Consider the following 23,003-nt stretch of genomic DNA (forward strand, 5'->3'; position numbering starts at 1 on the left):
GGAAGCCCGTGCGCGGCATCGCCGACTACACCTTCATCCGCCCGCTCGGCTCAGGTAACCACGGGACCTTCTACCTGGCGAACCGGCCGGCCCGGCTCCCGATCCCGGCCGACCTGGTCGCCGTCAAGGTGCTGCACGCCGAGTCCGAGGAGACGGCGTTCCGGCGGGCGACCCGAGAGCTCGCCGCGTTCGCCGCGGTCAGGTCCCCGTGCCTGGTCGACCTGTACGACGCGGGTCAGCACGACGGCTTCTTCTACTACTCGACCGAATACCTGCCGGACGGCTCGCTAGCCCAGCCCGCCGTACCGGTCGACCGGTCGACCGCGCTGCGGGCGCTCGCCGACGCGGCCCGGGCGCTGTCGGCCCTGCACGCTGCGGGCATCGCGCATCGCGACATCAAGCCGGGGAACGTGCTCCTGCGCGACGGTGGCGGTCGGCTGGCCGACCTCGGCCTCTCGCAGATCTTCACCGAGGGCGCCACCATCACCGGGATGGGGTCGGCCGACTCGGTCGAGTACGTCGACCCGGCGGTGCTCCTCGGCGACCCCGCCGGACCCGACGGTGACGTCTGGTCCCTCGGCGCGACCGTGCACCGGGTGCTCGCCGGCAGCGGCGTCCACGGCGAGTTGCCCCCGGGAAACGCGCTGCTCGCCCTGCGGGCGGTGCTCGCGCGGCCGCCCCGCGTCGACCCCGACCTGCCGGACGCGCTGCGCGGGCTGGTGGCGGACTGCCTGGCGCCCGCGGGCGACCGTCCCACCGCGGCGCAGGTCGCGGCCCGGCTCGACGGGATCGCCGCGGAGAACGAGGCGTGACCGCGCACGCGGTCGGCCAACTCCTGCTCGCCCTGGCCGTCGTGATTGCGCTCGCCCGCCTGCTCGGGGCGGCGGCGAAGCGCCTCGGGCAGCCGCCGGTGGTGGGCGAGATCGTGGCCGGTGTGCTGCTCGGTCCGACCATCTTCGGTGCCGAGCTGAGCGGGCGGCTGTTCCCCACCGAGATCCGGCCCGCCCTGTCCGGGCTCGCGAACGTCGGTCTCGTGCTGTTCATGTTCATCATCGGCTACGAGCTGGACCAGTCGCTGGTGCGGGGCCGGCTGCGGGCGGCGGCCGCGGTCTCGCTGGGATCGATCGTCGTGCCACTTGGCCTCGGCGTCGGTCTGGCCGGGTGGTTGGCGGGGCGGCACGACGTCGACCGGGTGGTGCCGTTCGCGTTGTTCCTCGGCGCCGCGATGGCGGTCACCGCCTTTCCGGTGCTGGCGCGGATCCTCGCCGATCGGGGGATGGTCCGGACGGAGTTGGGCGGACTGGCGCTTGCGAGCGCCGCCGTCGACGACGTGGTCGCCTGGTGCCTGCTGGCCGGGGTCGTCGCGGTGGGCGGTGCGGAGGCCGGATTCCCGTGGCAGGTGCTGCTCGTGGCACCGTACCTGCTGGTGATGTTCGGCTGGGTGCGGCCGATGCTGCGCCGGTTGACGGTCGTCCGGGCACGTGCCGGCCGACTCACCCCGGACGTGCTCGGTGTCATCCTGGTCGGCCTGCTGCTGTCCTGCTATGCCACGGAGCTGCTCGGCCTGCACGCCATCTTCGGTGCCTTCGTCTTCGGCGCGATCATGCCGCGGGTGGACGGTGCGGCGCTGCGGGAGGAGATCCTGGAGCGCCTGGAGCAGGTCTCCGTGCTGCTTCTGCTCCCGGTCTTCTTCGTGATCGCCGGGCTCCAGGTCGACCTGTCCCGGATCGGTCTCTCCGGTGTGGTGGACCTCGCCCTCATCCTCGTCACGGCGATCGGCGGCAAGTTCGTCGGCGCGTACCTCGGCGCCCGTTCGCAGCGGGTCGCCCGACGGCCGGCGGGGGCGCTCGCGGCCCTGATGAACACCCGTGGCCTCACCGAGATCGTCATCCTCACCGTGGGTCTGCAGCTCGGCATCCTCAACCCTGAGTTGTTCTCGCTGATGGTGGTCATGGCCCTGGTCACCACCGTGATGGCCGGGCCACTGCTCAATGTGATCTATCCCCGTCGCCTGGTGGACCGGGACATCGCCCAGGCACAGCGGGCCGCGCTCGGTGGGCCCGACACCCACCGGGTGCTGGTGGTCGTGCCGGAGGGTGAGCGGGCGGCCGAACTGACCGCGCTCGCGGTCGACCTGGCCGGATCCCGAAGACCCGCCGAGGTGGTGCTGAACCGCCTGCTGCCGTACCCGGTAGCCGCCGTGGAGGTCGGTGCGGGCCTGCACACGGAGCTGGCGGGGATGACCGCCGCGATGGGGGAGCTGGCCCGGTTGGCCGAGTCGGTCCGCAGCGCGGGTCTCGGCGCGCCGGTGCTGGTGCGGTATGCGACCGACCCCCGAGGTGAGCTGGCGGGCGAGGTGGCGACGGCGCAGCCGGCCGTGGTGCTGTCCACCCAGCCCGCCGACGTGGATGTGCCCGACGCGGTGTGGGTCACGGCGCACCGGTTGCCGGCCCGCCCCTGGCCCGCCGTGGCGGTCGCCGCGGACGGCGCCGACGGGCCGGCTGCGCTGCGGGTGGCCGCCCAGCTCGCGGCGGGCGCGGGGGTGCCGCTGATGGTGGAGCCGGTCGGTTCCGGCGGCGGGGCCCGGCGGGCCAACGCGGCTGTTCGCGCGCTGGTCCGGCAGGGGGTGACCGTGGACACTGGCGGGGAGGCGCCGACGGGGGTCCTACGGATTGCCGGCCGCGACGCCGCCTCCGACGGGGCGCACCTCACCGTCCAGGGTGGAAGGTCGGTGGACGCCGCCGCTGGGCAGTGGTTGGTTCCGCCGCGGTCCCGGGATGAGCGGGACGGGTGCGATACTGTGCCGGCTCCCGGCGCGGACCGGGCGTGAGGCACGGAAGTGGGACGGGATGACGGGCGATACCACCGAAGACCTCCAGCCGCTGCGCCCTGGCGATCCCCGGCACCTCGGGACGTGCCGGCTTCTCGGCCGGCTCGGCGAAGGTGGGATGGGCACCGTCTTTCTGGCGGAGCAGCCGGGTGGCCGACGGGTGGCGGTCAAGGTGATCCGCACCGACCGCTCCGACGACGCCGAGTTCCGGCGGCGCTTCCGGGGCGAGGTGAAGCGGGCCCGGCAGGTTCCTCCCTTCTGCACGGCCGAGGTGCTCGACGCGGACCCCGATCATGAGCCGCCCTACCTCGTCGTCGAATACGTCGACGGACCGAGCCTGGCTGCCGTCGTGGCGGAGCGGGGGCCGCTGACCGCTGGCAACCTGCACGGCCTGGCGATCGGCGTGGCGACGGCGCTGACCGCCATCCATGGTGCCGGCGTGATCCACCGCGACCTCAAGCCGAGCAATGTGCTGCTGCCGCCGGGCAGCCCGAAGGTGATCGACTTTGGCATCGCCCGGGCGGTTGAGGGCAGCGCCGTCACCCGGACCGACCAGGTGGTCGGGACGGTCGCGTACATGGCGCCGGAGCGGTTCGAGCCGGCCGGCAGTGGGACGCTGACCGCCGCGGCCGACGTGTTCGCCTGGGGCGCGGTCGTCGCGTTCGCCGGTACGGGTCGGACCCCGTTCGCAGCGGACACGCCGCAGGCCACCGCGGTGCGTATCCTCACCCAGGAGCCGGGCCTGGACGGGTTGACCGGCCCGTTGCGCACACTGGTGGAGCAGGCGCTGGCGAAGGATCCGGCGGGCCGGCCCGGTGCGCGGGAATTGCTGGACCGGTTGCTGACGGTCGCTCCGCGGCCGGAGACCGGCTCCGCCGAAGTGACGGCCGACCGGTCCGCGCTGCTCGCCGCCGTCGAGCAGGCGCAGGCGGCGACCGACCAGCGTCCCCTCCTCGAAACCGAGCTCGCCGGTCGGCGGCACACCACCCACGGGTCCGTGGTCGCGTCCGGTGCCCCTGCCACGCCGCCTGCGGACGACGACGCCACCACCCGGTGGGGTGTCTCGTCCGCCACCCCGACGCCGAGGCCGACCTCCGTCGCGAGGCCGGCGGACGCCCTACCCGCCTCCGCGCCCCCGCCCGCGACCTCCGCGCCCGCGATGAGCCCGCCCGCGCCGACTCCCCGGCGGTGGCCGTTCGTCGCCGCCACGGTGCTCTCCGCCCTGGCGCTGGTCGCCGCACTGGCCGGCGTCGGCGTGCTGACCGGGGTGCTGCGGGGAGGCCCGGGCGAGCCGCTCGGCCTCGCCCCGACGCCGTCCGTCGGGCCGTCCGTCGGGCCGTCCGTCGGGCCGTCCGGCGCGACGCCGGCACTGCCGTCGGTGGTGATCCGGGATCCGCTCACCGTCACCAACTACTGGCGGACCCGCACCGACGAGAAGAACCGGGTCAGCTGCGCGTTCGACGGGGCGTACGTGGTGACGAAACGGTCCGAGGGTCCGTACCGCTGCCTGGGGCCGCAGCAGTCCTTCGCCGACTTTCAGGTCGAGGTGGACGTGGCGTTGCGGCGGCCCGGCAGTTGCGCCGGCATCTGGTTCCGCTTCACCGACCTGACGGGTGGGCACGCGCTGCGGGTCTGCCCGGACGGATATCACCTCGTGGCGCACGGAGTGGACAGCCCGAACGCGGTCACCCCGGCGGGCACCTTCCCCTACCCGGCTGGGCAGCTGGCACTGGGCCGGACGATCCAGGTGGGCATCGTCGCCAGGGGCGGGCAGCTGCGGTTCCTCCGGGAAGGTGTGGAGATCGGCGCGGCCCGGGACGGCGCCCCGGTGCCGGGCCGGGTGGTGCTCGGCATCTTCCGCGACCCGGGCCGGGACGAGCCCGCAGAGCCGCCGTACGAGGTGGCCTTCCGCGACGTCGAGATCCGGCAGCTCGACTGAACGTCCGGTCAGTGCTGCCCGGCGCAGCAGGGCAGCGGGTCCGGCACCTCGCACGGGGCGACGCCGGCGGCCCGGTACGGCGTGGCCATCAGGATCAGCTCGCCGGCCTGCCACTGCGGCCGGACGAAGTCCCGGGTCTGCACCACGGTCTCCCGTCCGGCCGGCGGCGCGCCCAACACGATCACCCGCTGGATGGCGCTGGCGTCGAGCAGCTCGGCGACGGTCAGCGTCCCGACCAGACGGTCGACCCCGGGTTAGCGCACCGCCCGACCCGAACGGCGGGTGGCGTGCTCCATGGCCGCATGGTCGGCGGCCTGTCTCAGCTCGGCGGGGCTCGCCGGCAGCCCGGCCAGCCGGTCGTCGGACAGGTGCTGCCCAGGCTCAGGGCCACGTGTGGATGCGGTGCCCAGGACAGGTGGGTGCAGGCCACCAGGTCGGGCAGGTCGAGCGGGGGTACGTGCTCGGCCAGCCAGTGCTCGGCCTCCCGTACTGTCCGGTGGCCCAGGCTCAGTCCGACGATCACCGGTTCAGCGCCCAGGCGTAGCAGCCCGACCCGTACGCGCGGCAGTGCTCGGCGACCGGGGCGGAGCGGTCCAGCGCCGGGAGTCCGTCGGTGGCGGCCGTCTGGTCGTGGTCATCGCGGGGAGCCGGTCCGTGTCCCATGTGCTGCTCCAGTCGCGTTCGCGGGAGGCGTCCGGGTCAATCTGCTGCGGCCAGCGGAACGTCGGGTGTCCCGGTCACGGCAGGAACGCGAACAGGTGACTGCGTAGCCGCCCTCAGCCGAGCAGCGGGCGGAACGTGCCGAGCAGCACGCTGACCGTCAGCGCCGCCCCGGCCAGCGCCGCTGCACCGGCGACCAGCAGCCCGTCGGCCGCCGTGAAGCGCTGCCGCCGGGCGACGGTACGGGGTGTGCCGGCGTCGAAGCCCCGCGCGTCCATCGCCACGGCCAGCCGGGTGCCTCGACGGATCGCCCCGACCAGCAGGGCGAACGCGGTGGAGGCGAACAGCCGCAGCTTCGCCACCGGGTTGCGTCCCGCGTCGACGCCCCGCGCGCGTCGGGCCATGGTGATCATCTGCCACTCCTGGCCGAGCAGCGGCACCAGCCGGAACGCGGCCAGCGCCCCGATCGCGAAGCGGGCCGGCGCCTTCGCGTTCTGGATCAACGCGTCGGCCAGGTCGGTGGGGTCGGTGGTCGCGAAGACGATCACACCGGGCAGGGCCACCGCGAACACCCGCAGCACCAAGCCGAGCGCGGTGAGCAGGACGCCGGTGCTCACCAACACCGGTCCCGCGTCCAGCAGGACCCGACCGGACCGGTCGGCGGCGAACAGCACCAGGGTGACCAGGATGCCGGCGGCACTGAGCAGCAGTGGCCAGGCCCGGCGGGCCAGCACCCGGTAGCGGATGCCGAACAGCGGCAGGACGGCCAGTTCGAGAGCGATGGCGATCCCCGGGGCCACCGGGTCCAGGGTCGCCAGCAGTGTGAACGAGAAGACCAGTGCGGCGGCGACCTTCGCCACCGGGTTGCGGCGGGCCAACGGCGCGTCCGGCGCGGCGACCGGCTCGATGCTGATCATCGGTGGTCGTCCGGGGCCCGGTGCAGGGTGACGGTGCGGTCGGCGAGCGCGGCGACGAAGTCCGCGTCGTGGGTGACAGTGACCACGCCGTGCCCGGCGTCGCGCAGGTCGGCGAAGAGGTCGACCAGCTCCCGCCAGGTCCGCCGGTCCTGGCCGAAGGTGGGTTCGTCGCAGATCAGCAGGCGTGGCGCGGTGGCCAGGGCGGTCGCCACGCTCAGCCGCCGCGCCTCGCCACCGGAGAGGGTGTACGGGTTGGCGGCGGCGAGCCGGGCCAACCGCAGCCGGTCCAGCAGCCCGGCCACTGTCTCCTTGACGGCCGCCTCGGGTTGACCGGTGCGGCGCGGGCCCAGCGCCAGCTCGTCGAAGACCGTGCTGGTGACGAACTGGTGCTCCGGATCCTGGAAGACCGACCCGATCCGTCGGGCCAGCGCGGGCGCCCGCCACCGGTGTGGGGGAGTGCGGTGGTCCGCGCCGGCCAACTCGGTGGACGCGGTGACCCGCCCGCTGCCCGGCCGGAGCAGACCGCCGAGCAGCAACGCCAGGGTGGACTTGCCGGCACCGTTCGGTCCGCGTACGGCGAGTGCCTCACCGGCGCGTACCGCCAGGTCGGTGGAGCCCAGCCGGGGCGGCAGGCCGAGCCGGTCGGCGGTGAGCAACAGCTCCCCGGGGCCGGCGGTGGCCGGCCGGGGCGCGATGGGGTGACCGGGCACCCAGACCCCCTCGGCGGCCAGGGCGGCGCCGTGGGTGGCGAAGACCGCCTCTGGTGTGCCGTCCGCGCGGACGCCGCCGCCCGGTTCCAGGACGACCACCCGGTCGACGAGCGGCAGTGCCTCGGCGACCCGGTGCTCGACCAGGATCAGCGTGGTGTCGGCGTCGAGCGCGCCGGCCACCGCGTGTCGGACCAGCTCAGCCCCGGCCGGGTCGAGGTTGGCGGTCGGCTCGTCGAGCAGCAGCAGGGCGGGGCGCAGGGCCAGCGCGCCGGCCAGGGCGAGGCGTTGCTGCTCGCCGCCGGAGAGCGCCGCGGTGTGGCGGTCCCGGGAGTACGGGAAGCCGACCCGGTGCAGCGCCTCGTCCACCCGGGGCCAGATCTCGTCGGCCGGCACTCCCCGGTTCTCCAGCCCGAACGCGACGTCGTCGCCGCAGCGCGCCATCACCAGTTGGGTCTCCGGGTCCTGGAAGACGATGCCGACCCGTTCCCGCCCCTTGCGTGGGTCGAGCCCGTCGATCTCGACGGTGCCCTCCTGCTCGCCGGAGTCCTCGGGGAGCAGCCCGGCCAGCGCGGCGAGCAGGGTGCTCTTCCCAGCCCCCGAGGGCCCGAGAAGCAAAACCCGCTCCCCAGCCTCGACCCGCAGGTCAACCCGGCGAACGGCCCAGGCGCGCCGCCCAGCGTGCCGCCACCCGAACCCCCGCAGCAGTACCCCGCCCACCGAACCCCCTTCCGGTCCGCGCTCTCGTCCGTTGATCAAGAGGTTTGCGTCAGGAAATCGCCGTCCGCTGACGCAAACCTCTTGATCAACGTAATCAGGTGGGGGTTAGATCAGGGCTCGGTTTCGGCCTGCGGGGAAGCGGTCCAGGACTCCGGTGTTGGCCAGGGCGTTCGTCAGCAGCCAGCCGCCCAGGCCGGCGATCACTGTGGCGCTGACGATGGTGAGCAGCGCGTACGGGATGCGGTAGTCGGTCAGCGCGTAGTCGACGTTCCACACGAAGAAGTCGAACAGCGCGGCGCTGAGGCCGGTCAGCGCGCCCGCGAACACAGCGGTCGGCAGCCGGAACGACCGGTACCGGAAGGCGGCGAAGGCCAGCTCGGCGCCGATGCCCTGCACGATGCCCTGCGGGATGACCGTGCCGGCCCACTGGCTGCCCAGCAGCGCGGACAGGACCGCGGCCACGGTCTCGCAGTAGAGCGCGGCGCCGGGCTTGCGGATCACCAGCCCACCGATCACCGCCGGCATCAGCCAGACGCCGTAGAGCAGCGTCTGCGCCGGCGGGAAGAAGGCGAACGCGCCCTCGGTGGCGCTCCAGACCAGGCCCCAGGCCCAGAAGATGACGCCGAACGCGACAGCGATCACCGAGGCGACCACGATGTCGATGGTGCGCCAGCGGTGTGTGTCGGTGGTGGAATTCATGTGTTGCTCCCAGTTCGTGAGTGCGAACCAGGAGAAGACGCACGCCGCGTCCGGTGGCACCGGACTGCGGCGCGGCTGGAGGTCGACCGAACTCCCTGCGCTGGCATTACCCAGATCAGGTTCGAGGGTCTGCGGGCGTGCCCGCACTCTCAGCGCTGTGCGCTCCCCTGTCGGATATGAAGTTGTCTCGCTGACGCTAACACCGACCGGGGTCGCGGGCCCAGCAGGGCATCCGCCTGACCTGCGGGAGCGACCGGCCGACCGCCGGCTGGGTACGCTTCCGATCATGCGGGTTGACGCGCGAGGCTTCACGTTCGAGGTGACCGTCGGCGGTCCGACGGACGGCGTACCCGTCCTGCTGCTGCACGGTTTCCCTCAGCACAGCGGCGAGTGGGACGACGTGGTGCCGGCGCTGCACGCGGGTGGGCTGCGCACGTACGCGCTGGACCAGCGCGGTTACTCACCCGGCGCCCGGCCGACGGCGGTGGCCGACTACCGGATCCCCGAACTCGTCACCGACGTGGTGGCGGTGCTCGACGCGCTCGGGCTGGACGCCGTGCACCTGGTCGGCCACGACTGGGGCGCGGTCGTCGCCTGGGCGGTTGCCGCCGGGCACCCCGAGCGGGTTCACACGCTGACCGCGGTGTCCGTACCGCATCCGGCGGCCATGGCGCACGCTCTGAGCACCGACGCGCAACAGAAGGCCCGCTCGTCGTACATCGCGCTGTTCCGCAAGCCCGACAAGGCGGAGAAGGTGCTGCTGGCGTGGCACGCCACCGCGCTGCGCAAGCTGCTCGGCGGGGTGGGCGACACGTCCCGGGTGAACCGGTACGCCGACCCGATGCGTGAGCCGGGGGCGCTGACGGCCGCGCTGAACTGGTACCGGGCGATGTCCGGCGCCGACCTGGCCGGCGTCGGCCCGGTCGCGGTGCCCACCACGTACGTCTGGAGTGACAGGGACGTCGCAATCGGCCGGACCGCCGCCGAGTCGTGCGCGCAGAACGTCACCGGGGACTACCGCTTCGTGCAGCTGCCCGCTGTGAGTCACTGGATCCCGGACGCGGCGCCGGCCCCGCTCGCCGAGGCGATCCTGGCGCGAGCCGGCGGGACGGCCTGAGCCGTGCGGGTCCGCGAGGGAAAGTCACAGTGACGACGGAGGCCAGCGGGCCGGGCAGCCGTCGCTCGATCGCCGCGCAGCTGCGCGTGCTGGGCGTACGCCCCGGCGCGACGCTGCTGGTGCACGCATCACTGCGTCCGCTGGGCTTCGTCAGCGGCGGACCGCACGCGGTGGTGCTCGCCCTGCGCGACGCGCTCGGCCCGGACGGCACGATCGTGGTGCCCACCCACACGCCCGACAACAGCGACCCCGCGCAGTGGCGCAACCCGCCGGTGCCGGCGGGCTGGTGGCCGCTGATCCGCTCGGAGATGCCGGGCTTCGACCCGGCGGTCACCCCGAGCCGGTTCATGGGTGCGCTCGCCGAGACGGTCCGCGGCTGGCCGGGTGCGCTGCGCAGCTCCCATCCGCACGTGTCGTTCGCCGCGCTCGGTCCGGCCGCCGAGCAGGTGGTGGCCGGGCACGCCCTGGCGGACATGCTCGGCGAGGGCTCACCACTGGCCCGCCTCTACGACCTCGACGCCGACGTGTTGCTGCTCGGCGTGGACCACTCGGTGAGCACCTCGCTGCACCTGGCCGAGTACCGCTGCCCCGGCTCGCCTCGGGAGCGCATCGGTGCCGCAGTGCGTACCGCCGACGGTGGTCGGGAATGGGTGTGGTGGCAGGACGTACGACTCGACGCGGACGACTTCGCCGCGTTGGGCGAGGACCTGGAAGCCGGCGGGGCGGTACGCACCGCACCGGTCGGCGCCGGGACCGGCAGGTTGATGCGCCAGCGGGCGGCTGTCGACTTCGCGGTTCGCTGGCTGGCCCGTAATCGAACGACGGAGGACGTATGACGGTGAGTGCCGAGGACTACCTGGCCGTGGTGACCGAGACGATCGGCCGGGTGGCCGCCAGCCAGCGGGAGGCGGTGGGGCGGGCCGCCGACCTGATCGCCGAGGCCGTCCGGGCCGACGGTGTGGTGCACGCGTTCGGCACCGGGCACTCGGAGGCCCTCGCCATGGAGATCGCCGGACGGGCGGGTGGTCTGGTGCCGACCAACCGGATCGCGCTCCGCGACCTGGTGCTGCTCGGCGGCGAACCGGCCGAGCGGCTCGGTCCGCTGCTGGAACGGGACCCGGCCGTCGCGCACCGCCTCTACGAGCTGGCCCCGGTGCGTCCCACCGACGTCTTCGTGCTCGCTTCGAACTCCGGGGTCAACGGCGCGATGGTGGAGTTCGCCTCGCTGGTGAAGGAGCACGGTCACGGGCTGGTGGCGATCACCTCGGTGCAGCACTCCGGCCGGATGACCTCCCGGCACCCGTCCGGGCGCAAGCTGAGCGACCTCGCCGACGTGGTGCTCGACAACGGCGCACCGTACGGTGACGCGACGCTGCCCCTGCCCGGCGGCGGCGCGGTCGGCGCGGTCTCCTCGATCACCGCGGCGCTGCTGGCGCAGCAGGTGACAGTGGAGGTGGTGGCGCGGTTGCTGGCGGCGGGGGAGCGGCCCCCGGTCTACCTGTCGGCGAACATCCCGGACGGCGACGCGCACAACAACGAGCTGGAAGCGCGGTACGCGGGCCGGATCCGACGCGGGTCCTGACACCTGCCGGCGGCCGACGTGTGTCGCCGCGATGAACGGCAGATGTCGTGAACCTGTTTCGCGCTCGGCCGGGTGGGGCATTGGCGTTGCTGCCGGCGGCCGGGACCGCCGGCAGTAGCGTCTCACCGGAGGTAGCGCGTGTCCAAGGAGACCGAGAAGCAGCGCTGGCAGCGCAACTTCGCCGACCTGCTGCAGGAGTTGCGGGTCGCCCAGACCGGCGTTCAGATCCTCTTCGCCTTCCTGCTCACCCTGCCGTTCAGTAACGGGTTCACCGAGACGACGGAGTTCCAGCGCGACGTCTACATCGTGGCGTTGCTCGCGGCGGCCGCCGCCACCGCGATGATCATCTCGCCGGTGGCGTTCCACAGGGCGTTGTTCCGGCAGGGGCGCAAGCCGGAGCTGGTCCGCTTCGCCCACCGGATGGCCACCGGTGGCCTCGCTTTCATGCTGATCGCGATGGTCAGCGCGGTGCTGCTGATCACCGACTTCGTGCTGGACCGGCCGATCGCCTTCGTGCTCAGCGCCCTGACCGGATTCTGGTTCCTCACGTTCTGGGTGGCCCTGCCATTCGCCCGACGTAACTGGGGTGAGGACGACATCGACGATGATGACGACGACCCGGACACCATCGACGGTCGCTGACCGCGCCGATCTACACGCAGCGCTACCCCTGGGTAACAACCAGGGGTAGCGTGGCGGTAGTCGCGCACGTCGACGCAGCCGCACCGAGCTTCGAGGGGGCAGCCGTGACCACGACGCAGGATGGCCGACCGGCACCGGACGGCCCCGACTCCGAAACCACCGCCGGTGCGGCCGCGCCGCTGCCCGCGGAAGCCGGGCAGGTCACCGAGAAGGAGGCCCGGCAGGTCGCCGAGGCCGCCCGGGAGTCCACCTGGGACCGACCCAGCTTCGGCAAGGAGCTGTTCCTCGGCCGGTTCCGGCTCGACCTGATCGACCCGTGGCCCCGATCCGATCCGGACGACGTGGCTCGCGCGGAGGAGTTCCTTGGTCGGTTCCGCGCCTTCCTGGCCTCCGAGGTGGATGGTGAGGCCATCGAGCGGGACGCGTCGATACCCGACTCGGTGTTCCACGGCCTGGCCGACCTCGGCGCGTTCGGCATGAAGATCGACCGGAAGTACGGCGGGCTCGGGCTGAGCAACCTGCACTACTGCCGGGCACTCATGTTGGCCGGCTCGGTCAGCCCGGCCATCGGCGCGCTGCTCTCGGCGCACCAGTCGATCGGGGTGCCGCAGCCACTGAAGATGTTCGGCACCGCCGAGCAGAAGCAACGCTTCCTGCCCCGGCTCGCCGCCGGCGAGGTGTCCGCCTTCCTGCTCACCGAGCCGGACGTCGGCTCCGACCCGGCCCGGCTGGCCACCAATGCGGAGCCGACCGAGGACGGCACCGGTTACCGGCTCAACGGGGTGAAACTCTGGGCCACCAACGGCATCGTGGCCACCCTGCTGGTGGTGATGGCCCGGGTGCCGGCCACGGAGGAACGTCGGGGCGGCATTACCGCGTTCGTGGTTGACGGCGACAGCCCCGGCATCACCGTCGAGCGGCGCAACGAGTTCATCGGCCTGCGGGGCCTGGAGAACAGCCTGACCCGGTTCCACGACGTGATCGTCCCCGCCGAGAACGTCATCGGTGGCGAGGGCAAGGGGCTGAAGATCGCCCTGACCACTCTGAACACCGGCCGGCTCTCACTGCCGGCCATGTGCGTGGGCGCCGGCAAGTGGGCGTTGAACGTGGCCCGGGGGTGGGCCGCCGACCGGGTCCAGTGGGGACGGCCGGTGGGCGAGCACGAGGCGGTCGCGCAGAAGCTCTCCTTCATCGCCGCCACCACGTACGGCATGGAGACGATGCTCGACCTCTGTTGCCTGCTCGCCGACGACGACCGCAACGACATCCGGATCGAGGCGGCACTGGTCAAGCTGTACGCCAGCGAGATGGCCTGGAAGATCGCCGACGAGCTGATCCAGATCCGGGGCGGGCGTGGCTACGAGACGGCCGACTCACTGGCCGCCCGCGGTGAACGCCCGGCCGCCGTCGAGCAGATGCTTCGCGACCTGCGGATCAACCGGATCTTCGAGGGCTCTACCGAGATCATGCACCTGCTGATCGCGCGGGAGGCGGTCGACGCCCACCTGTCGGTGGCCGGCGACATCATCGACCCGGACGCGGGGCTGGGCCGCAAGGCCCGAGCCGGCGCGCGAGCGGGCGCCTTCTACGCGAAGTGGCTGCCCACCCTCGCCGTTGGCCGAGGGCAGAGCCCTTCGGCGTACGCCGAGTTCGGCCCGCTCGCCGCGCACCTGCGCCAGGTGGAGCGTTCGTCGCGCAAGCTGGCCCGGTCGACGTTCTACGCGATGTCCCGCTGGCAGGGAAAGATGGAGCGTAAGCAGGCGTTCCTCGGTCGGGTGGTGGACATCGGCGCCGAGTTGTTCGCGATGTCCGCGGTCTGCGTCCGGGCCTCCGCCGAACGGGACAGCCGCCCGGAGAACGTCGAGCTGGCCGACCTGTTCTGCCGGCAGGCGCGGGTGCGGGTGGATGCCCTGTTCGCCGCACTCTGGGACAACACCGACTCGGTCGACACCGCCGCCGCGAAGCGCATCCTCGCCGGTCGGTACGCGGGCCTGGAGGAGGGCGTGCTCACCCCGTCCGAGGAGCTGCCCTGGGTGGCCCGCTGGTCGCCCGGCCCGTCCACCTCCGAGGACGTCCGCCGCCGTATCCCCCCGAAGCCGTAAACCGCACCCACCGGCCTGCCGCCACGCGGGCTCCCCGCCACGCGGGTCGGGCGGTGTGCGGTCAGCGGTGCGTGATCAGCGAGAGACCGCCCAGGCCAGCACTCCCGCCAGGATCAGACCGTTGAGCCCGGCCAGGGCCAGGTACGCAGCGGGTGGGATCTTCTTGCCCCGGCGGACGAAGGAGACCAGGACGGCGGCGTAGCCGAGCAGCAGGACGGCGATGACGACGAGGAAGTAGAACACCCGACGACTTTAACGACACCTTCGTCGAGCTGAACCTGCGCCCGGCGGAACGACTGCCCGTCAACCCCACCCTGTCCGGTCGATCATGGAGTTGTGGTGGGTCACAAAGCACCCGGCAAATCCCCAAACCAGGCACCACAACTCCTTGATCGACGGGGCCGGCCTGCTCGCGCTCCGCGATCTTGCACTTGCTGTCCCGACGAATGGGGCATCCCACTCATGTCGACAACCGAAACTGCAAGATCGGTGCGGCGGGGGATGCCGCAGGGGGCGTGCCGGCGGACGACCTCAGCGGCCCCGGCCGCGTAGGCCGAGTTGGCGCAGCTCCAAGGCGGCCAGGGCGTCGACCGTCGCGTCGTCACCACGCCGCCACGCCTCGGCGACGTCCGGACCGATCCGGGTCAGTTTGCCCAGTGGCTGGGTGGCCAGCGCGCGCAGGGCGAGCAGGTCCCGGCCGGCTGGCCCGGCGGCCAGCTTCGTCGCCGATCCGGCCCGGCGCATCCAGCGGACCCGCAGCGGCAGCCAGCCGAACAGCACGATGCCGAGCGGGAAGATCAGCACCGCGATGGCGAGGGCAAGGGCGAGCTGGTCGACCAACTGCTGCTGGTCGCGCCCGGCGTCGGCGAGCGACCGGGCGGCGTCGGCGGCGCGCTGGAACGGCGCGGTGAGTTCGTCACCGACCAGTGGCACCCTGCCGACCTTGCTGCCGGCGTCGCCCAGATTGTCGGCGAGCCCGCTGCCGGCGCCCTCCAACTTCTGCCCCGGCACGGCGAGCTTCTGCACCAGGTCGTGCAGCCACAACGCGCCGCGGATCGCCACGTACACCCAGGCGACGACGAGCAGGTCGGTGAGCAACTGACGGGCGGCGGTCGGAAACCGATCGGCATAGATCTTCACGCCGGCCAGCGTGCCACGAACGCCCCGCCCGGTGTAGCCGTGACGTGAGCCCGGATCGCGATCGACCACGCGCTGGTGGTCAGCGCGGGCAGCTCGGGCAGGTGCCGAAGATCTCCAGGGTGTGACTGACGTCGGCGTAGCCGTGCTGCGCGGCGACCCGATCGGCCCAGCTCTCCACGGCCGGGCCGGCCACCTCGACCGTACGCCCGCACACCCGGCAGACCAGGTGATGGTGGTGCCCCTCGCTGCACCGGCGGTAGAGGTGCTCGCCGCCCGGCGGACGCATCACGTCGATCTCACCGGCGTCGGCGAGCCCCTGGAGGGTGCGGTAGACGGTGGTCAGGCCGACCCGCTCGCCGCGCTGCCGCAGCATCGCGTGCAGGTCCTGGGCGCTGTGGAAGCCCTCCATCTCGCCCAGCAGCGCGCTCACCGCCGAACGCTGCCGGGTGTTGCGCACCGCGGCGCTGCTCTCGCTCATGATCCCTCCCCGGCGTGGCTTACCGCGTCCGCCACGATGTGCGCGACGTGCTCGTCGACCAGGCTGTAGGCGATTTCCCGGCCTCGGCGGGAGCCGCGCACCACGCCCGCTCCGCGCAACACCCGCAGGTGCTGGGAGACCAGTGGTTGTGCCGCGCCGAGCTTCTCCACCAACTCGTGCACGCACCGCTCGCCGCCGGCCAGCTCACTGACGATGGCCAGCCGAATGGGAGCGGACAGGGCGCGGAGCAGCTCGCTGGCCCCGTCGAACCCGTCGTAGCCCGTCGCGCTGGTCATCCTGCAACGGTAACCAATACCACCGACTCCGCGCTGACCAGGCTCAGCTCAGCACGACCTCGTGAGGTTCCGGTGTCGGTGCGGCGGTCGGCGTCGTCCGGCGGCGCACGACCCGCCAGACAGCGCCGGCCACGGCCACCACCAGGAACGAGGCGATCGCCACCAACACCACCGAGGCGCCCGGCGCGGTGTCCGCCGTGGCCGCCACCCAGACTCCCGAGCCGGCGGCGAAGAGCCCGAGCGCCATCGCGGCGGCCATCGTGCTGCGGAAGCCACGGGTGACCTGCTGGGCGGTGGCGACCGGCACCACCATCAACGCGCTGATCAGCAGCACGCCGACGGCCCGCATGGCGATGGTCACGGTGACCGCTGTGGCGACAGCGATCAACAGGTTCAGCGTGCGGACCGGCAGGCCGGAGACGCGGGCGTACTCCTCGTCGTGACTGACCGCGAAGAGCGCCGGCCGCAACGCGATCATCGTGACCAGGATCGCCGCGCCGAGCACCCCGATGGTGGTCAGATCGGCGGGCGAGATGGTGGTCAGCGACCCGAACAGGTAGGCGTTGAGGTTCGCGCTGGTCGCGTCGGAGAGGCCAACCAGGAGTACGCCGCCCGCGATGCCGCCGTAGAAGAGCAGGGCCAGAGCCAGGTCACCGGAGGTACGCCCACGGGCGCGGACGATCTCGATGGCGATCGCGCCGATGGTGGCGGCGATCACCGCGACCAGCACCGGCGAGCGGTTGAGCAGCAACCCCGCCCCGACGCCGGTCAGCGCCACGTGCCCCACACCATCTCCGATCAGCGCCAGCCGGCGCTGCACCAGGTAGATGCCGAGCGCCGGCGCGGCCAGGCCGATCACCAGCGCGCCGATCAGGGCGCGCTGCATGTAGGGGTACTGGAAGAGTTCCATTTCTCAGTTGCTCCACAGCCCGGCGGGCTCGTCGTAGCAGTGCGGGTGCACGTGGTCGTGGTCGGGCTCGGCGTGATGGCCGGCCGGGTCCGGCACCGCGCCGTCGTGGGCGATGCGACCCTCGTGGACGACCACGGCCCGGCTGATCACCGGTCGCAGCGGGCCCAGCTCATGGGCGACGAGAAGCACCGTTCCGCCGTCGCCGACGAAGTCGCGCAGCGCGCCGGCGAACGCCTCCTGGCTGGCCGCGTCCACCCCGGCGGTGGGCTCGTCGAGAACCAGCAGCTCCGGCTGGCCGGCCAGGGCGCGGGCGATCAGGGTGCGCTGCTGCTGGCCGCCGGAGAGCGTGGACACCGGGTCACCGGCCCGGTCGGCGAGACCGACAGCGCCCAGCGCGGCGTCGACGGCGGACCGGTCGGCTCGACCCGGTGGACGCAGCACCCCCCGACGGGCCAGCCGGCCGGAGGCCACCACCTCGCGGACGGTCGCCGGTACGCCGCCGCCGGCGCCCAGGCGCTGCGGGACGTACCCGATGCGTGCCCACTGCCGGAACCGGCGCAACGGCCGGTCGAAGAGGGTGACCGAGCCGGCGCTGATCGGCACCAGCCCGAGCACGGCGCGGATCAGTGTGGACTTGCCCGAGCCGTTGGCGCCGAGGATCGCGACCACCTCACCGGCGGTCACTGTGAGCGAGATGTCCCGGAGCACGGGGCGGCCGTCGTAGCCGACCACCCCGTGCTCGACGGTGATGACAGGTGAGGTCACGAGCAGCTCAAGGCCGTCTGCAGGGTCCGCAGGTTGGTGCGCATCACCGAAAGGTAGTCCCCGTTGCTGCCGGCGGCGAGCCCTTCGATCGGGTCGAGCACGGCGGTCTTCGCGCCGACCTGACCGGCGATGGTCTCGGCCACCTTCGGACTGACCAGGGTCTCGAAGAAGATCGTGGTGGCCTGGTGCTCCTTGGCCTCCTCGATCACGTGCGCGAGACGCTGCGGCGAGGGCTCGACGTCCGGGCTCAGCCCGGTGATCCCGACCTGGTCGAGCTGGTAGCGGTCGGCGAGGTAGCCGAACGCGGCGTGGCTGGTCACGATCTCCCGCCGCTGGCAGGTCGCCAGACCGTGCTTGAACTCGCCGTCCAGGGTCGTCAGGTCGGCGCGCAGGGCTGCCGCCCGGGAGGTGTAGTCGGCGGCGTGGTCCGGGTCGGCCTTGCCGAGCCGCTGGGCGAGCTGGTCGCCGATGCCGGCCAGCCGGGTCGGGTCGAGCCAGACGTGCGGGTCCTTGCCGCCGCTCTCCTCGGCGTGCCCTTCCTCGCCTTCGTGGTCGTGCCCGCCGGCGGACGCGTCCAACAGCGGCTGCACGCTGGTCACGTCGAACGCCCGGTCGCCGCCGTTCTGGGCCACGGCGTCGTCCACCGCCGGCTGGAACCCCTTGAGGTAGACGATCAGCTCAGCGTCGCTGACCTCGCCGACCTGGCTCGGGTTGAGTTCCAGGTCGTGCGGCTCGGCGCCGGGCTTGGCCAGGTTGGTGACCCGGACCGCGTCGCCGCCGATCCGTTCGGCCAGGAACTGGAGGGGGTAGAACGCTGCCACCACGTCGACTCGCTGGGGGTCGGCGCCGGCGGCACCGCCGGTGGAGCAGCCGGCCCCGGCGCCCAGGGCGAGGAGGGCGGTCGCGGCGGCCAGGACACGGTACGTGGCGCGGTTGGTCATGTCGTCAACTGTCCGTGGCAACGATAATGATTGTCAAAAACGCATGATTGCATGTCAGAGGAGCTTCGCGAGGCCCACCGCCACCAGCAGGGTGAGCATCACCAGTCGGATCAGCCGGGTCTGCGGCGCCTGAACCGCCCAGGTCGTCGCCAACAGGGCGACCAGGACCCCGGCGAGCGCGAGCGTGAGCAGCCCGCCGATCACCCCGGGCGTGAAGAACGCCACCAGCACCACCACCAGGGTGAGCAGGAACACCGACGTCGGGTTCGCCCCGGCCAACCGGGCGAGCAGAGGGCGCTGCGTACGCTGCATCCCACAGACTCTACGAGGAGGAACCCCCGGTGCTGGTGACCAACCGGTTCGTGGTCGACGTCGATGCCGCCGACGGCTTCACCGAACGGGCGCACGCCGCCCTCACCGCGCTGGCCGCCCGGCCCGGTTACCTGCGCGGTCAACTGGTCCGGGCGCTGGACGACCCCCGGCACTGGTCACTGGTCACCGAATGGGAGTCGGTCGGCACGTACCGGCGGGCGCTGGGCGCCTTCGAGGTCAAGGTCAGCGCCGTGCCGCTGCTCGCTGAGTCCGTCGACGAGCCCTCCGCCTACGAGGCGCTGGCCACCGCCGCCCCCGGTGGGGCCGTGGTCGTCGCCGAGAGTGATCGGGCTGCGGGTCCTTACCGCTGAGCCGCCGGACACTACGCTGCTCCTATGACCGCACCCGCCCCGCCACCCGGTCCCGGGGTGGCTCCGCCGTTCGCCGCGCCGCCCACCGAGGGCCGCCGGACTCGGCTCTGGATCGGCCTCGGCGTCGGCGCGCTCGCCGTGGTGCTCTGCTGCGGCGGGGGTGGCACCGCCGTCGTCGGCCTGGCCGTCAGTGGAGTCCAGGCGATCCGGGAACAGGCCCGCACCGTGACCGGCGACTACTACCAGGCGCTGGTCGAGCGGAACTACGGGCGGGCGTACGACCAGCTCTGCGACGACGCGCAGCGGCGTGAGTCCCGGCCGGAGTTCGAGCGGCGCGCCGCCGCCGAACCGCAGGTGACAGCGTTCCGGGTGGGTGAGGTGGACACCACCTACCTGACCGTGCCGGTCGACGTGACCCTCGACGGCGGCGACCGGGATCGGCAACAGGTCAGCCTCGGGCAGGACGGGCAGACCGGCGGCGTGGAGGTCTGCGAGGTCAGCTGACCCGTCCCCGGTATTCTGCTGGGCTCGGGGGGACGGTGGTCGTACCGTTGTCCCGAACCGACCGTTCCATCCACATCTCGCCCCCGCCGACCGCCAGCCGGCGTAGGAGGAAACATGCCAGCCGACCGTATCGACGCCGTCGTCAGCCTCGCCAAGCGCCGAGGCTTCGTCTTCCCCTCCAGTGAGATCTACGGAGGCACCCGATCGGCGTGGGACTACGGCCCGCTCGGCGTGGAACTCAAGGAGAACGTCCGCCGGCAGTGGTGGAAGACGATGGTCCAGCAGCGCGACGACGTCGTCGGCCTGGACTCCGCGGTGATCCTTTCCCGCAAGGTGTGGGAGGCGTCCGGCCACATCGCCGAGTTCGTCGACCCGCTCACCGAGTGCCAGTTCTGTCACAAGCGGTTCCGGGCGGACCACCTGGAAGAGGCGTACGCCGAGAAGCACGGCAAGCCGCTCACCTCGCTGGCCGAGCTGAACTGCCCCAACTGCGGCAACAAGGGCACCTTCACCGAGCCGAAGATGTTCAACGGCCTGATGAAGACCTATCTGGGCCCGGTGGAGAGCGACGAGGGGCTGCACTACCTGCGCCCGGAGACCGCACAGGGCATCTTCGTCAACTACAAGAACGTCGAGACGGTCGCCCGCAAGAAGCCCCCGTTCGGCATCGCGCAGACCGGTAAGTCGTTCCGCAACGAGATCACCCCTGGCAACTTCATCTTCCGGACCCGCGAGTTCGAGCAGATGGAGATGGAGTTCTTCGTCGAGCCGGGCAGCGACGAGCAGTGGCACGAGTACTGGCTCCAGGAGCGCTGGAACTGGTACCTCGACCTCGGCCTCTCGGCGGACAATCTGCGGCTGTTCGAGCACCCCAAGGAAAAGCTGTCGCACTACTCGAAGCGGACTGTGGACATCGAGTACCGCTTCCAGTTCGGTGGCACCGAGTTCGCCGAGCTTGAGGGTGTCGCCAACCGCACCGACTTCGACCTCTCCACGCACAGCAAGCACTCCGGCGTCGACCTGTCGTACTTCGACCAGGGCAAGAGTGAGCGCTGGATGCCGTACGTCATCGAGCCGGCCGCGGGTCTGACCCGCGCGGTGCTCGCCTTCCTGCTGGAGGCTTACGACGAGGACGAGGCGCCGAACACCAAGGGCGGCGTGGACAAGCGCACAGTGATGCGGTTCGACCCGAGGCTCGCCCCGGTCAAGGTGGCGGTGCTGCCGCTGTCCCGCAACGAGGCGCTGTCGCCCAAGGCCAAGGACCTCGCGACGCTGCTGCGCAAGCGCTGGGTGGTGGAGTTCGACGACTCGCAGGCGATCGGGCGTCGCTACCGCCGGCAGGACGAGATCGGCACCCCGTTCTGCGTCACTGTCGACTTCGACACCCTGGACGACAACGCGGTGACGGTGCGCAACCGGGACACCATGGCCCAGGAACGCGTCTCCCTGGACCAGGTCGAGCGCTACCTGATCGAGCGTCTCCCCGGCTGCTGAGACTCTGCGCACGGGGCCCCGGCCGACGCGATAAGCGCCGGTCGGGGCCCCGTACACTTGTCCGGTGACTGCCTCGACCGTGCCCGCGCTGCGCCCGCTGACTCTTGGCCAGCACCAGGTGTGGCCGCCGGTCGTGCTCGCGCCGATGGCCGGGATCACCAACATCGGGTTCCGTCGGCTCTGCCGAGAGCAGGGTGGCGGCATCTACGTCTGCGAGATGATCACCACTCGGGCGCTGGTCGAGCGCAACCCGAAGACGCTGCGGATGATCGCGTTCGGCGACGACGAGAAGCCCCGCAGTCTCCAGCTCTACGGCACCGATCCGGAGATCACCGCCGCCGCCGTGCGGATCGTCGTCGAGCGCAACCTGGCCGATCACATCGACCTCAACTTCGGCTGCCCGGTCCCCAAGGTCACCCGGCGTGGCGGCGGCGCGGCGCTACCGTGGCGGCGCCGGCTCTTCGCGCGACTCGTGCGGGCCGCGGTGGCCGCCGCGTCACCGGCCGGGGTGCCGGTCACTGTCAAGATGCGCAAGGGCATCGACGACGACCACCTGACGTACGTCGAAGCCGGGCTCGCCGCCCAGGAGGCCGGCGTGGCAGCGGTGGCCCTGCACGGGCGCACGGCGGCGCAACGCTACTCGGGCACCGCCGACTGGGACGCGATCGCCACCCTGAAGCAGGCCCTCGACGTGCCGGTGCTCGGCAACGGCGACATCTGGGAAGCCGACGACGCACTGCGCATGGTGGCCCACACTGGCGTCGATGGTGTGGTCATCGGGCGCGGCTGCCTGGGTCGACCGTGGCTCTTCGCCGATTTGGAGGCCGCCTTCAACGGTCGGACGGAGCGGCGGCTGCCCACCCTCGGCGAGGTGGCGGTGACCATGCGCCGGCACGCCGAGCTGCTTGTCGACCAGTTCTCAGCCGGCGCCCGCAACCCGGCGCGCGGCGAACGAGACGGCTGCACCGACTTCCGCAAGCACGTCGCCTGGTACCTCAAGGGCTTCCCGGTCGGCGGCGAGCTGCGGCGCTCGCTGGCGATGATCGAAAGCCTGGCCCAGCTCGACGACCTGCTCGGCAAGCTCGACCCGGCGGAGCCGTTCCCGATGGCCGCCCTCGGGCAGCCGCGCGGGCGTACCAACTCGCCCGGCAAGGTCTTCCTGCCGGAAGGCTGGCTGGCCAGCCGAGACGACGACACCGTCCCCGAGGGCGCCGAGATGGACGACTCCGGCGGCTGAGCCCCTGGCCGGTCGAGCAGAGACGCCCCGCGAACATCCCCTACGAACGCGGTCCTGGTGCAGAGGCTGGGCATATGAGTTCGGCGCCCTATCGAGCTGATGTCGTTAACGAATCACCCGCTCGGCCTTGCTCGGCCTTGCCTTGCTCGGCCTTGCCTGGCCCGGCCTTGCCTGGCCCGGCCTTGCCTGGCTCGGCCTTGCCTGGCTCGGCCTTGCCTGGCCCGGCCTTGTCTTGCCTGGCCTTGCCCGGCCCTGATTCGTTTACGACATCAGCTCCAAAGGACCCGTGACGCAGTCAGCGGGGTGGCCTGTTGTGGTCGGGACAGTGACCTAGGCATGGCGAAGGGCCGGGCCCCGTGGTGGGGTCCGGCCCTTCGGCATGTGGTGGGGGTCAGCTGGTGGCGTAGCCGCGGGTGGCGATCCAGTCGGCGAGGTGTTCGACGCTGATCTGGTAGGCGGCTTGGTTGGGGTCGGCGGAGTCGGCGATGGTGGCGGTGTTGCCGTTGTCGTGGTAGCCGACGACGCTGATGTAGTGCCCGCCTTCGTAGGAGTGGGTGACGCCGTTGGTGTCGGTGCTGGTGCCGGCGATGTTGGCGACCACGGCGCGGCCGTCGTCGACGGTCTTGACGATGTCGGCGCG

Annotated in this window: 27 protein-coding genes and 1 riboswitch; of the genes, 12 read left to right on the top strand and 15 right to left on the bottom strand. The window is 72.2% G+C overall.

Going from position 1 to position 23,003, the window contains the following annotated elements:
- Window positions 1-8: 8 nt before the first annotated feature.
- The 3 genes from AB0C19_RS31195 (at window position 9) to AB0C19_RS31205 (ending at window position 4,769) form a co-directional block, all read left to right on the top strand.
- Window positions 9-812: a protein kinase gene (locus AB0C19_RS31195; protein WP_330438591.1), complete on the top strand. Its 804-nt coding sequence runs from the start codon at window positions 9-11 to the stop codon at window positions 810-812.
- Entirely contained in the window at window positions 809-2,830 is a 2,022-nt protein-coding gene (locus AB0C19_RS31200; protein WP_357191099.1) for a cation:proton antiporter, read from the top strand. The genes AB0C19_RS31195 and AB0C19_RS31200 overlap by 4 nt, the downstream gene beginning before the upstream one ends.
- Before the next feature lie 118 nt (window positions 2,831-2,948).
- Window positions 2,949-4,769: a serine/threonine-protein kinase gene (locus tag AB0C19_RS31205; RefSeq protein WP_357191101.1), complete on the top strand. Its 1,821-nt coding sequence runs from the start codon at window positions 2,949-2,951 to the stop codon at window positions 4,767-4,769.
- 8 nt (window positions 4,770-4,777) lie between these two features.
- Here the strand turns inward: AB0C19_RS31205 and AB0C19_RS31210 are convergent, their stop codons facing one another.
- The 6 genes from AB0C19_RS31210 to AB0C19_RS31235 all read right to left on the bottom strand — a co-directional run bounded on the left by AB0C19_RS31210 (window position 4,778) and on the right by AB0C19_RS31235 (window position 8,472).
- Window positions 4,778-4,954 carry a hypothetical protein gene (locus tag AB0C19_RS31210; protein ID WP_357191103.1) on the bottom strand — a complete coding sequence of 59 codons (177 nt, stop codon included), beginning with the start codon at window positions 4,952-4,954 and terminating at the stop codon, window positions 4,778-4,780.
- A 134-nt stretch (window positions 4,955-5,088) separates the two neighbouring features.
- Window positions 5,089-5,292 (bottom strand): hypothetical protein, encoded by a 204-nt coding sequence (locus AB0C19_RS31215; RefSeq protein ID WP_357191105.1) that lies wholly within the window; start codon window positions 5,290-5,292, stop codon window positions 5,089-5,091.
- Window positions 5,289-5,432, bottom strand: a complete 144-nt coding sequence (locus AB0C19_RS31220) for a hypothetical protein (RefSeq protein ID WP_266304685.1) — start codon at window positions 5,430-5,432, stop codon at window positions 5,289-5,291. Before AB0C19_RS31220 ends, AB0C19_RS31215 begins: the two co-directional genes overlap by 4 nt.
- Before the next feature lie 113 nt (window positions 5,433-5,545).
- Window positions 5,546-6,346, bottom strand: a complete 801-nt coding sequence (locus AB0C19_RS31225) for an energy-coupling factor transporter transmembrane component T (protein ID WP_357191109.1) — start codon at window positions 6,344-6,346, stop codon at window positions 5,546-5,548.
- Window positions 6,343-7,773 carry an ABC transporter ATP-binding protein gene (locus AB0C19_RS31230; protein ID WP_357191111.1) on the bottom strand — a complete coding sequence of 477 codons (1,431 nt, stop codon included), beginning with the start codon at window positions 7,771-7,773 and terminating at the stop codon, window positions 6,343-6,345. The genes AB0C19_RS31225 and AB0C19_RS31230 overlap by 4 nt, the downstream gene beginning before the upstream one ends.
- 105 nt (window positions 7,774-7,878) lie before the next feature.
- Entirely contained in the window at window positions 7,879-8,472 is a 594-nt protein-coding gene (locus AB0C19_RS31235; protein WP_266304688.1) for an ECF transporter S component, read from the bottom strand.
- Between the two features lie 74 nt (window positions 8,473-8,546).
- Window positions 8,547-8,651, bottom strand: a riboswitch (TPP riboswitch).
- 107 nt (window positions 8,652-8,758) lie between these two features.
- Between AB0C19_RS31235 and AB0C19_RS31240 the strand changes: the two genes are divergently transcribed.
- From AB0C19_RS31240 to AB0C19_RS31260, 5 genes are all read left to right on the top strand, one after another.
- On the top strand, window positions 8,759-9,589 hold the full coding sequence (locus AB0C19_RS31240) for an alpha/beta fold hydrolase (RefSeq protein ID WP_357191114.1): 831 nt from the start codon (window positions 8,759-8,761) through the stop codon (window positions 9,587-9,589).
- Window positions 9,590-9,618: 29 nt separating this feature from the next.
- Window positions 9,619-10,425 carry an AAC(3) family N-acetyltransferase gene (locus AB0C19_RS31245; protein ID WP_357191116.1) on the top strand — a complete coding sequence of 269 codons (807 nt, stop codon included), beginning with the start codon at window positions 9,619-9,621 and terminating at the stop codon, window positions 10,423-10,425.
- Window positions 10,422-11,171 (top strand): SIS domain-containing protein, encoded by a 750-nt coding sequence (locus tag AB0C19_RS31250; protein ID WP_357191119.1) that lies wholly within the window; start codon window positions 10,422-10,424, stop codon window positions 11,169-11,171. Before AB0C19_RS31245 ends, AB0C19_RS31250 begins: the two co-directional genes overlap by 4 nt.
- A gap of 138 nt (window positions 11,172-11,309) precedes the next feature.
- Window positions 11,310-11,813 (top strand): DUF6328 family protein, encoded by a 504-nt coding sequence (locus tag AB0C19_RS31255; RefSeq protein WP_357191122.1) that lies wholly within the window; start codon window positions 11,310-11,312, stop codon window positions 11,811-11,813.
- Window positions 11,814-11,917: 104 nt separating this feature from the next.
- Window positions 11,918-13,915: an acyl-CoA dehydrogenase family protein gene (locus AB0C19_RS31260; protein ID WP_357191125.1), complete on the top strand. Its 1,998-nt coding sequence runs from the start codon at window positions 11,918-11,920 to the stop codon at window positions 13,913-13,915.
- A 75-nt stretch (window positions 13,916-13,990) separates the two neighbouring features.
- Here AB0C19_RS31260 and AB0C19_RS31265 read toward each other — a convergent pair whose 3' ends face one another.
- The 8 genes from AB0C19_RS31265 to AB0C19_RS31300 all read right to left on the bottom strand — a co-directional run bounded on the left by AB0C19_RS31265 (window position 13,991) and on the right by AB0C19_RS31300 (window position 18,757).
- Window positions 13,991-14,158, bottom strand: a complete 168-nt coding sequence (locus AB0C19_RS31265; protein ID WP_167337361.1) for a hypothetical protein — start codon at window positions 14,156-14,158, stop codon at window positions 13,991-13,993.
- Window positions 14,159-14,446: 288 nt separating this feature from the next.
- Window positions 14,447-15,055: a hypothetical protein gene (locus AB0C19_RS31270; RefSeq protein WP_196919255.1), complete on the bottom strand. Its 609-nt coding sequence runs from the start codon at window positions 15,053-15,055 to the stop codon at window positions 14,447-14,449.
- A gap of 79 nt (window positions 15,056-15,134) precedes the next feature.
- Window positions 15,135-15,533, bottom strand: a complete 399-nt coding sequence (locus tag AB0C19_RS31275; protein WP_357191129.1) for a Fur family transcriptional regulator — start codon at window positions 15,531-15,533, stop codon at window positions 15,135-15,137.
- Window positions 15,530-15,829: a metalloregulator ArsR/SmtB family transcription factor gene (locus AB0C19_RS31280; protein ID WP_030338189.1), complete on the bottom strand. Its 300-nt coding sequence runs from the start codon at window positions 15,827-15,829 to the stop codon at window positions 15,530-15,532. Before AB0C19_RS31280 ends, AB0C19_RS31275 begins: the two co-directional genes overlap by 4 nt.
- A 43-nt stretch (window positions 15,830-15,872) precedes the next feature.
- Window positions 15,873-16,739: a metal ABC transporter permease gene (locus tag AB0C19_RS31285; RefSeq protein ID WP_238678526.1), complete on the bottom strand. Its 867-nt coding sequence runs from the start codon at window positions 16,737-16,739 to the stop codon at window positions 15,873-15,875.
- Window positions 16,740-16,742: 3 nt separating this feature from the next.
- Window positions 16,743-17,504, bottom strand: coding sequence for an ABC transporter ATP-binding protein (locus tag AB0C19_RS31290; RefSeq protein ID WP_091409689.1), 762 nt, complete (start codon window positions 17,502-17,504; stop codon window positions 16,743-16,745).
- Entirely contained in the window at window positions 17,501-18,445 is a 945-nt protein-coding gene (locus AB0C19_RS31295) for a metal ABC transporter substrate-binding protein (RefSeq protein ID WP_357191132.1), read from the bottom strand. Before AB0C19_RS31295 ends, AB0C19_RS31290 begins: the two co-directional genes overlap by 4 nt.
- Before the next feature lie 54 nt (window positions 18,446-18,499).
- Window positions 18,500-18,757: a hypothetical protein gene (locus tag AB0C19_RS31300; protein WP_328652568.1), complete on the bottom strand. Its 258-nt coding sequence runs from the start codon at window positions 18,755-18,757 to the stop codon at window positions 18,500-18,502.
- A 29-nt stretch (window positions 18,758-18,786) separates the two neighbouring features.
- On the opposite strand from AB0C19_RS31300, the gene AB0C19_RS31305 reads away from it, so the two are divergent.
- The 4 genes from AB0C19_RS31305 (at window position 18,787) to dusB (ending at window position 22,363) form a co-directional block, all read left to right on the top strand.
- A complete protein-coding gene (locus AB0C19_RS31305) occupies window positions 18,787-19,128 on the top strand; it encodes an antibiotic biosynthesis monooxygenase (RefSeq protein ID WP_112589142.1) in 342 nt (113 codons plus the stop codon).
- Window positions 19,129-19,152: 24 nt separating this feature from the next.
- A complete protein-coding gene (locus AB0C19_RS31310; RefSeq protein ID WP_124823385.1) occupies window positions 19,153-19,632 on the top strand; it encodes a hypothetical protein in 480 nt (159 codons plus the stop codon).
- Between the two features lie 114 nt (window positions 19,633-19,746).
- Complete coding sequence (locus tag AB0C19_RS31315; protein ID WP_357191135.1) at window positions 19,747-21,126, top strand: glycine--tRNA ligase; 1,380 nt, start codon at window positions 19,747-19,749, stop codon at window positions 21,124-21,126.
- A gap of 64 nt (window positions 21,127-21,190) precedes the next feature.
- Window positions 21,191-22,363: a tRNA dihydrouridine synthase DusB gene (gene dusB / locus AB0C19_RS31320; protein ID WP_330438581.1), complete on the top strand. Its 1,173-nt coding sequence runs from the start codon at window positions 21,191-21,193 to the stop codon at window positions 22,361-22,363.
- 391 nt (window positions 22,364-22,754) lie between these two features.
- Here the strand turns inward: dusB and AB0C19_RS31325 are convergent.
- Window positions 22,755-23,003: C39 family peptidase (locus tag AB0C19_RS31325; protein WP_357191138.1), on the bottom strand; the 249-nt coding region annotated here is incomplete at its 5' end.

It is taken from the genome of Micromonospora sp. NPDC048842 (assembly GCF_040649935.1).
Taxonomy (GTDB): Bacteria; Actinomycetota; Actinomycetes; order Mycobacteriales; family Micromonosporaceae; genus Micromonospora; species Micromonospora hortensis.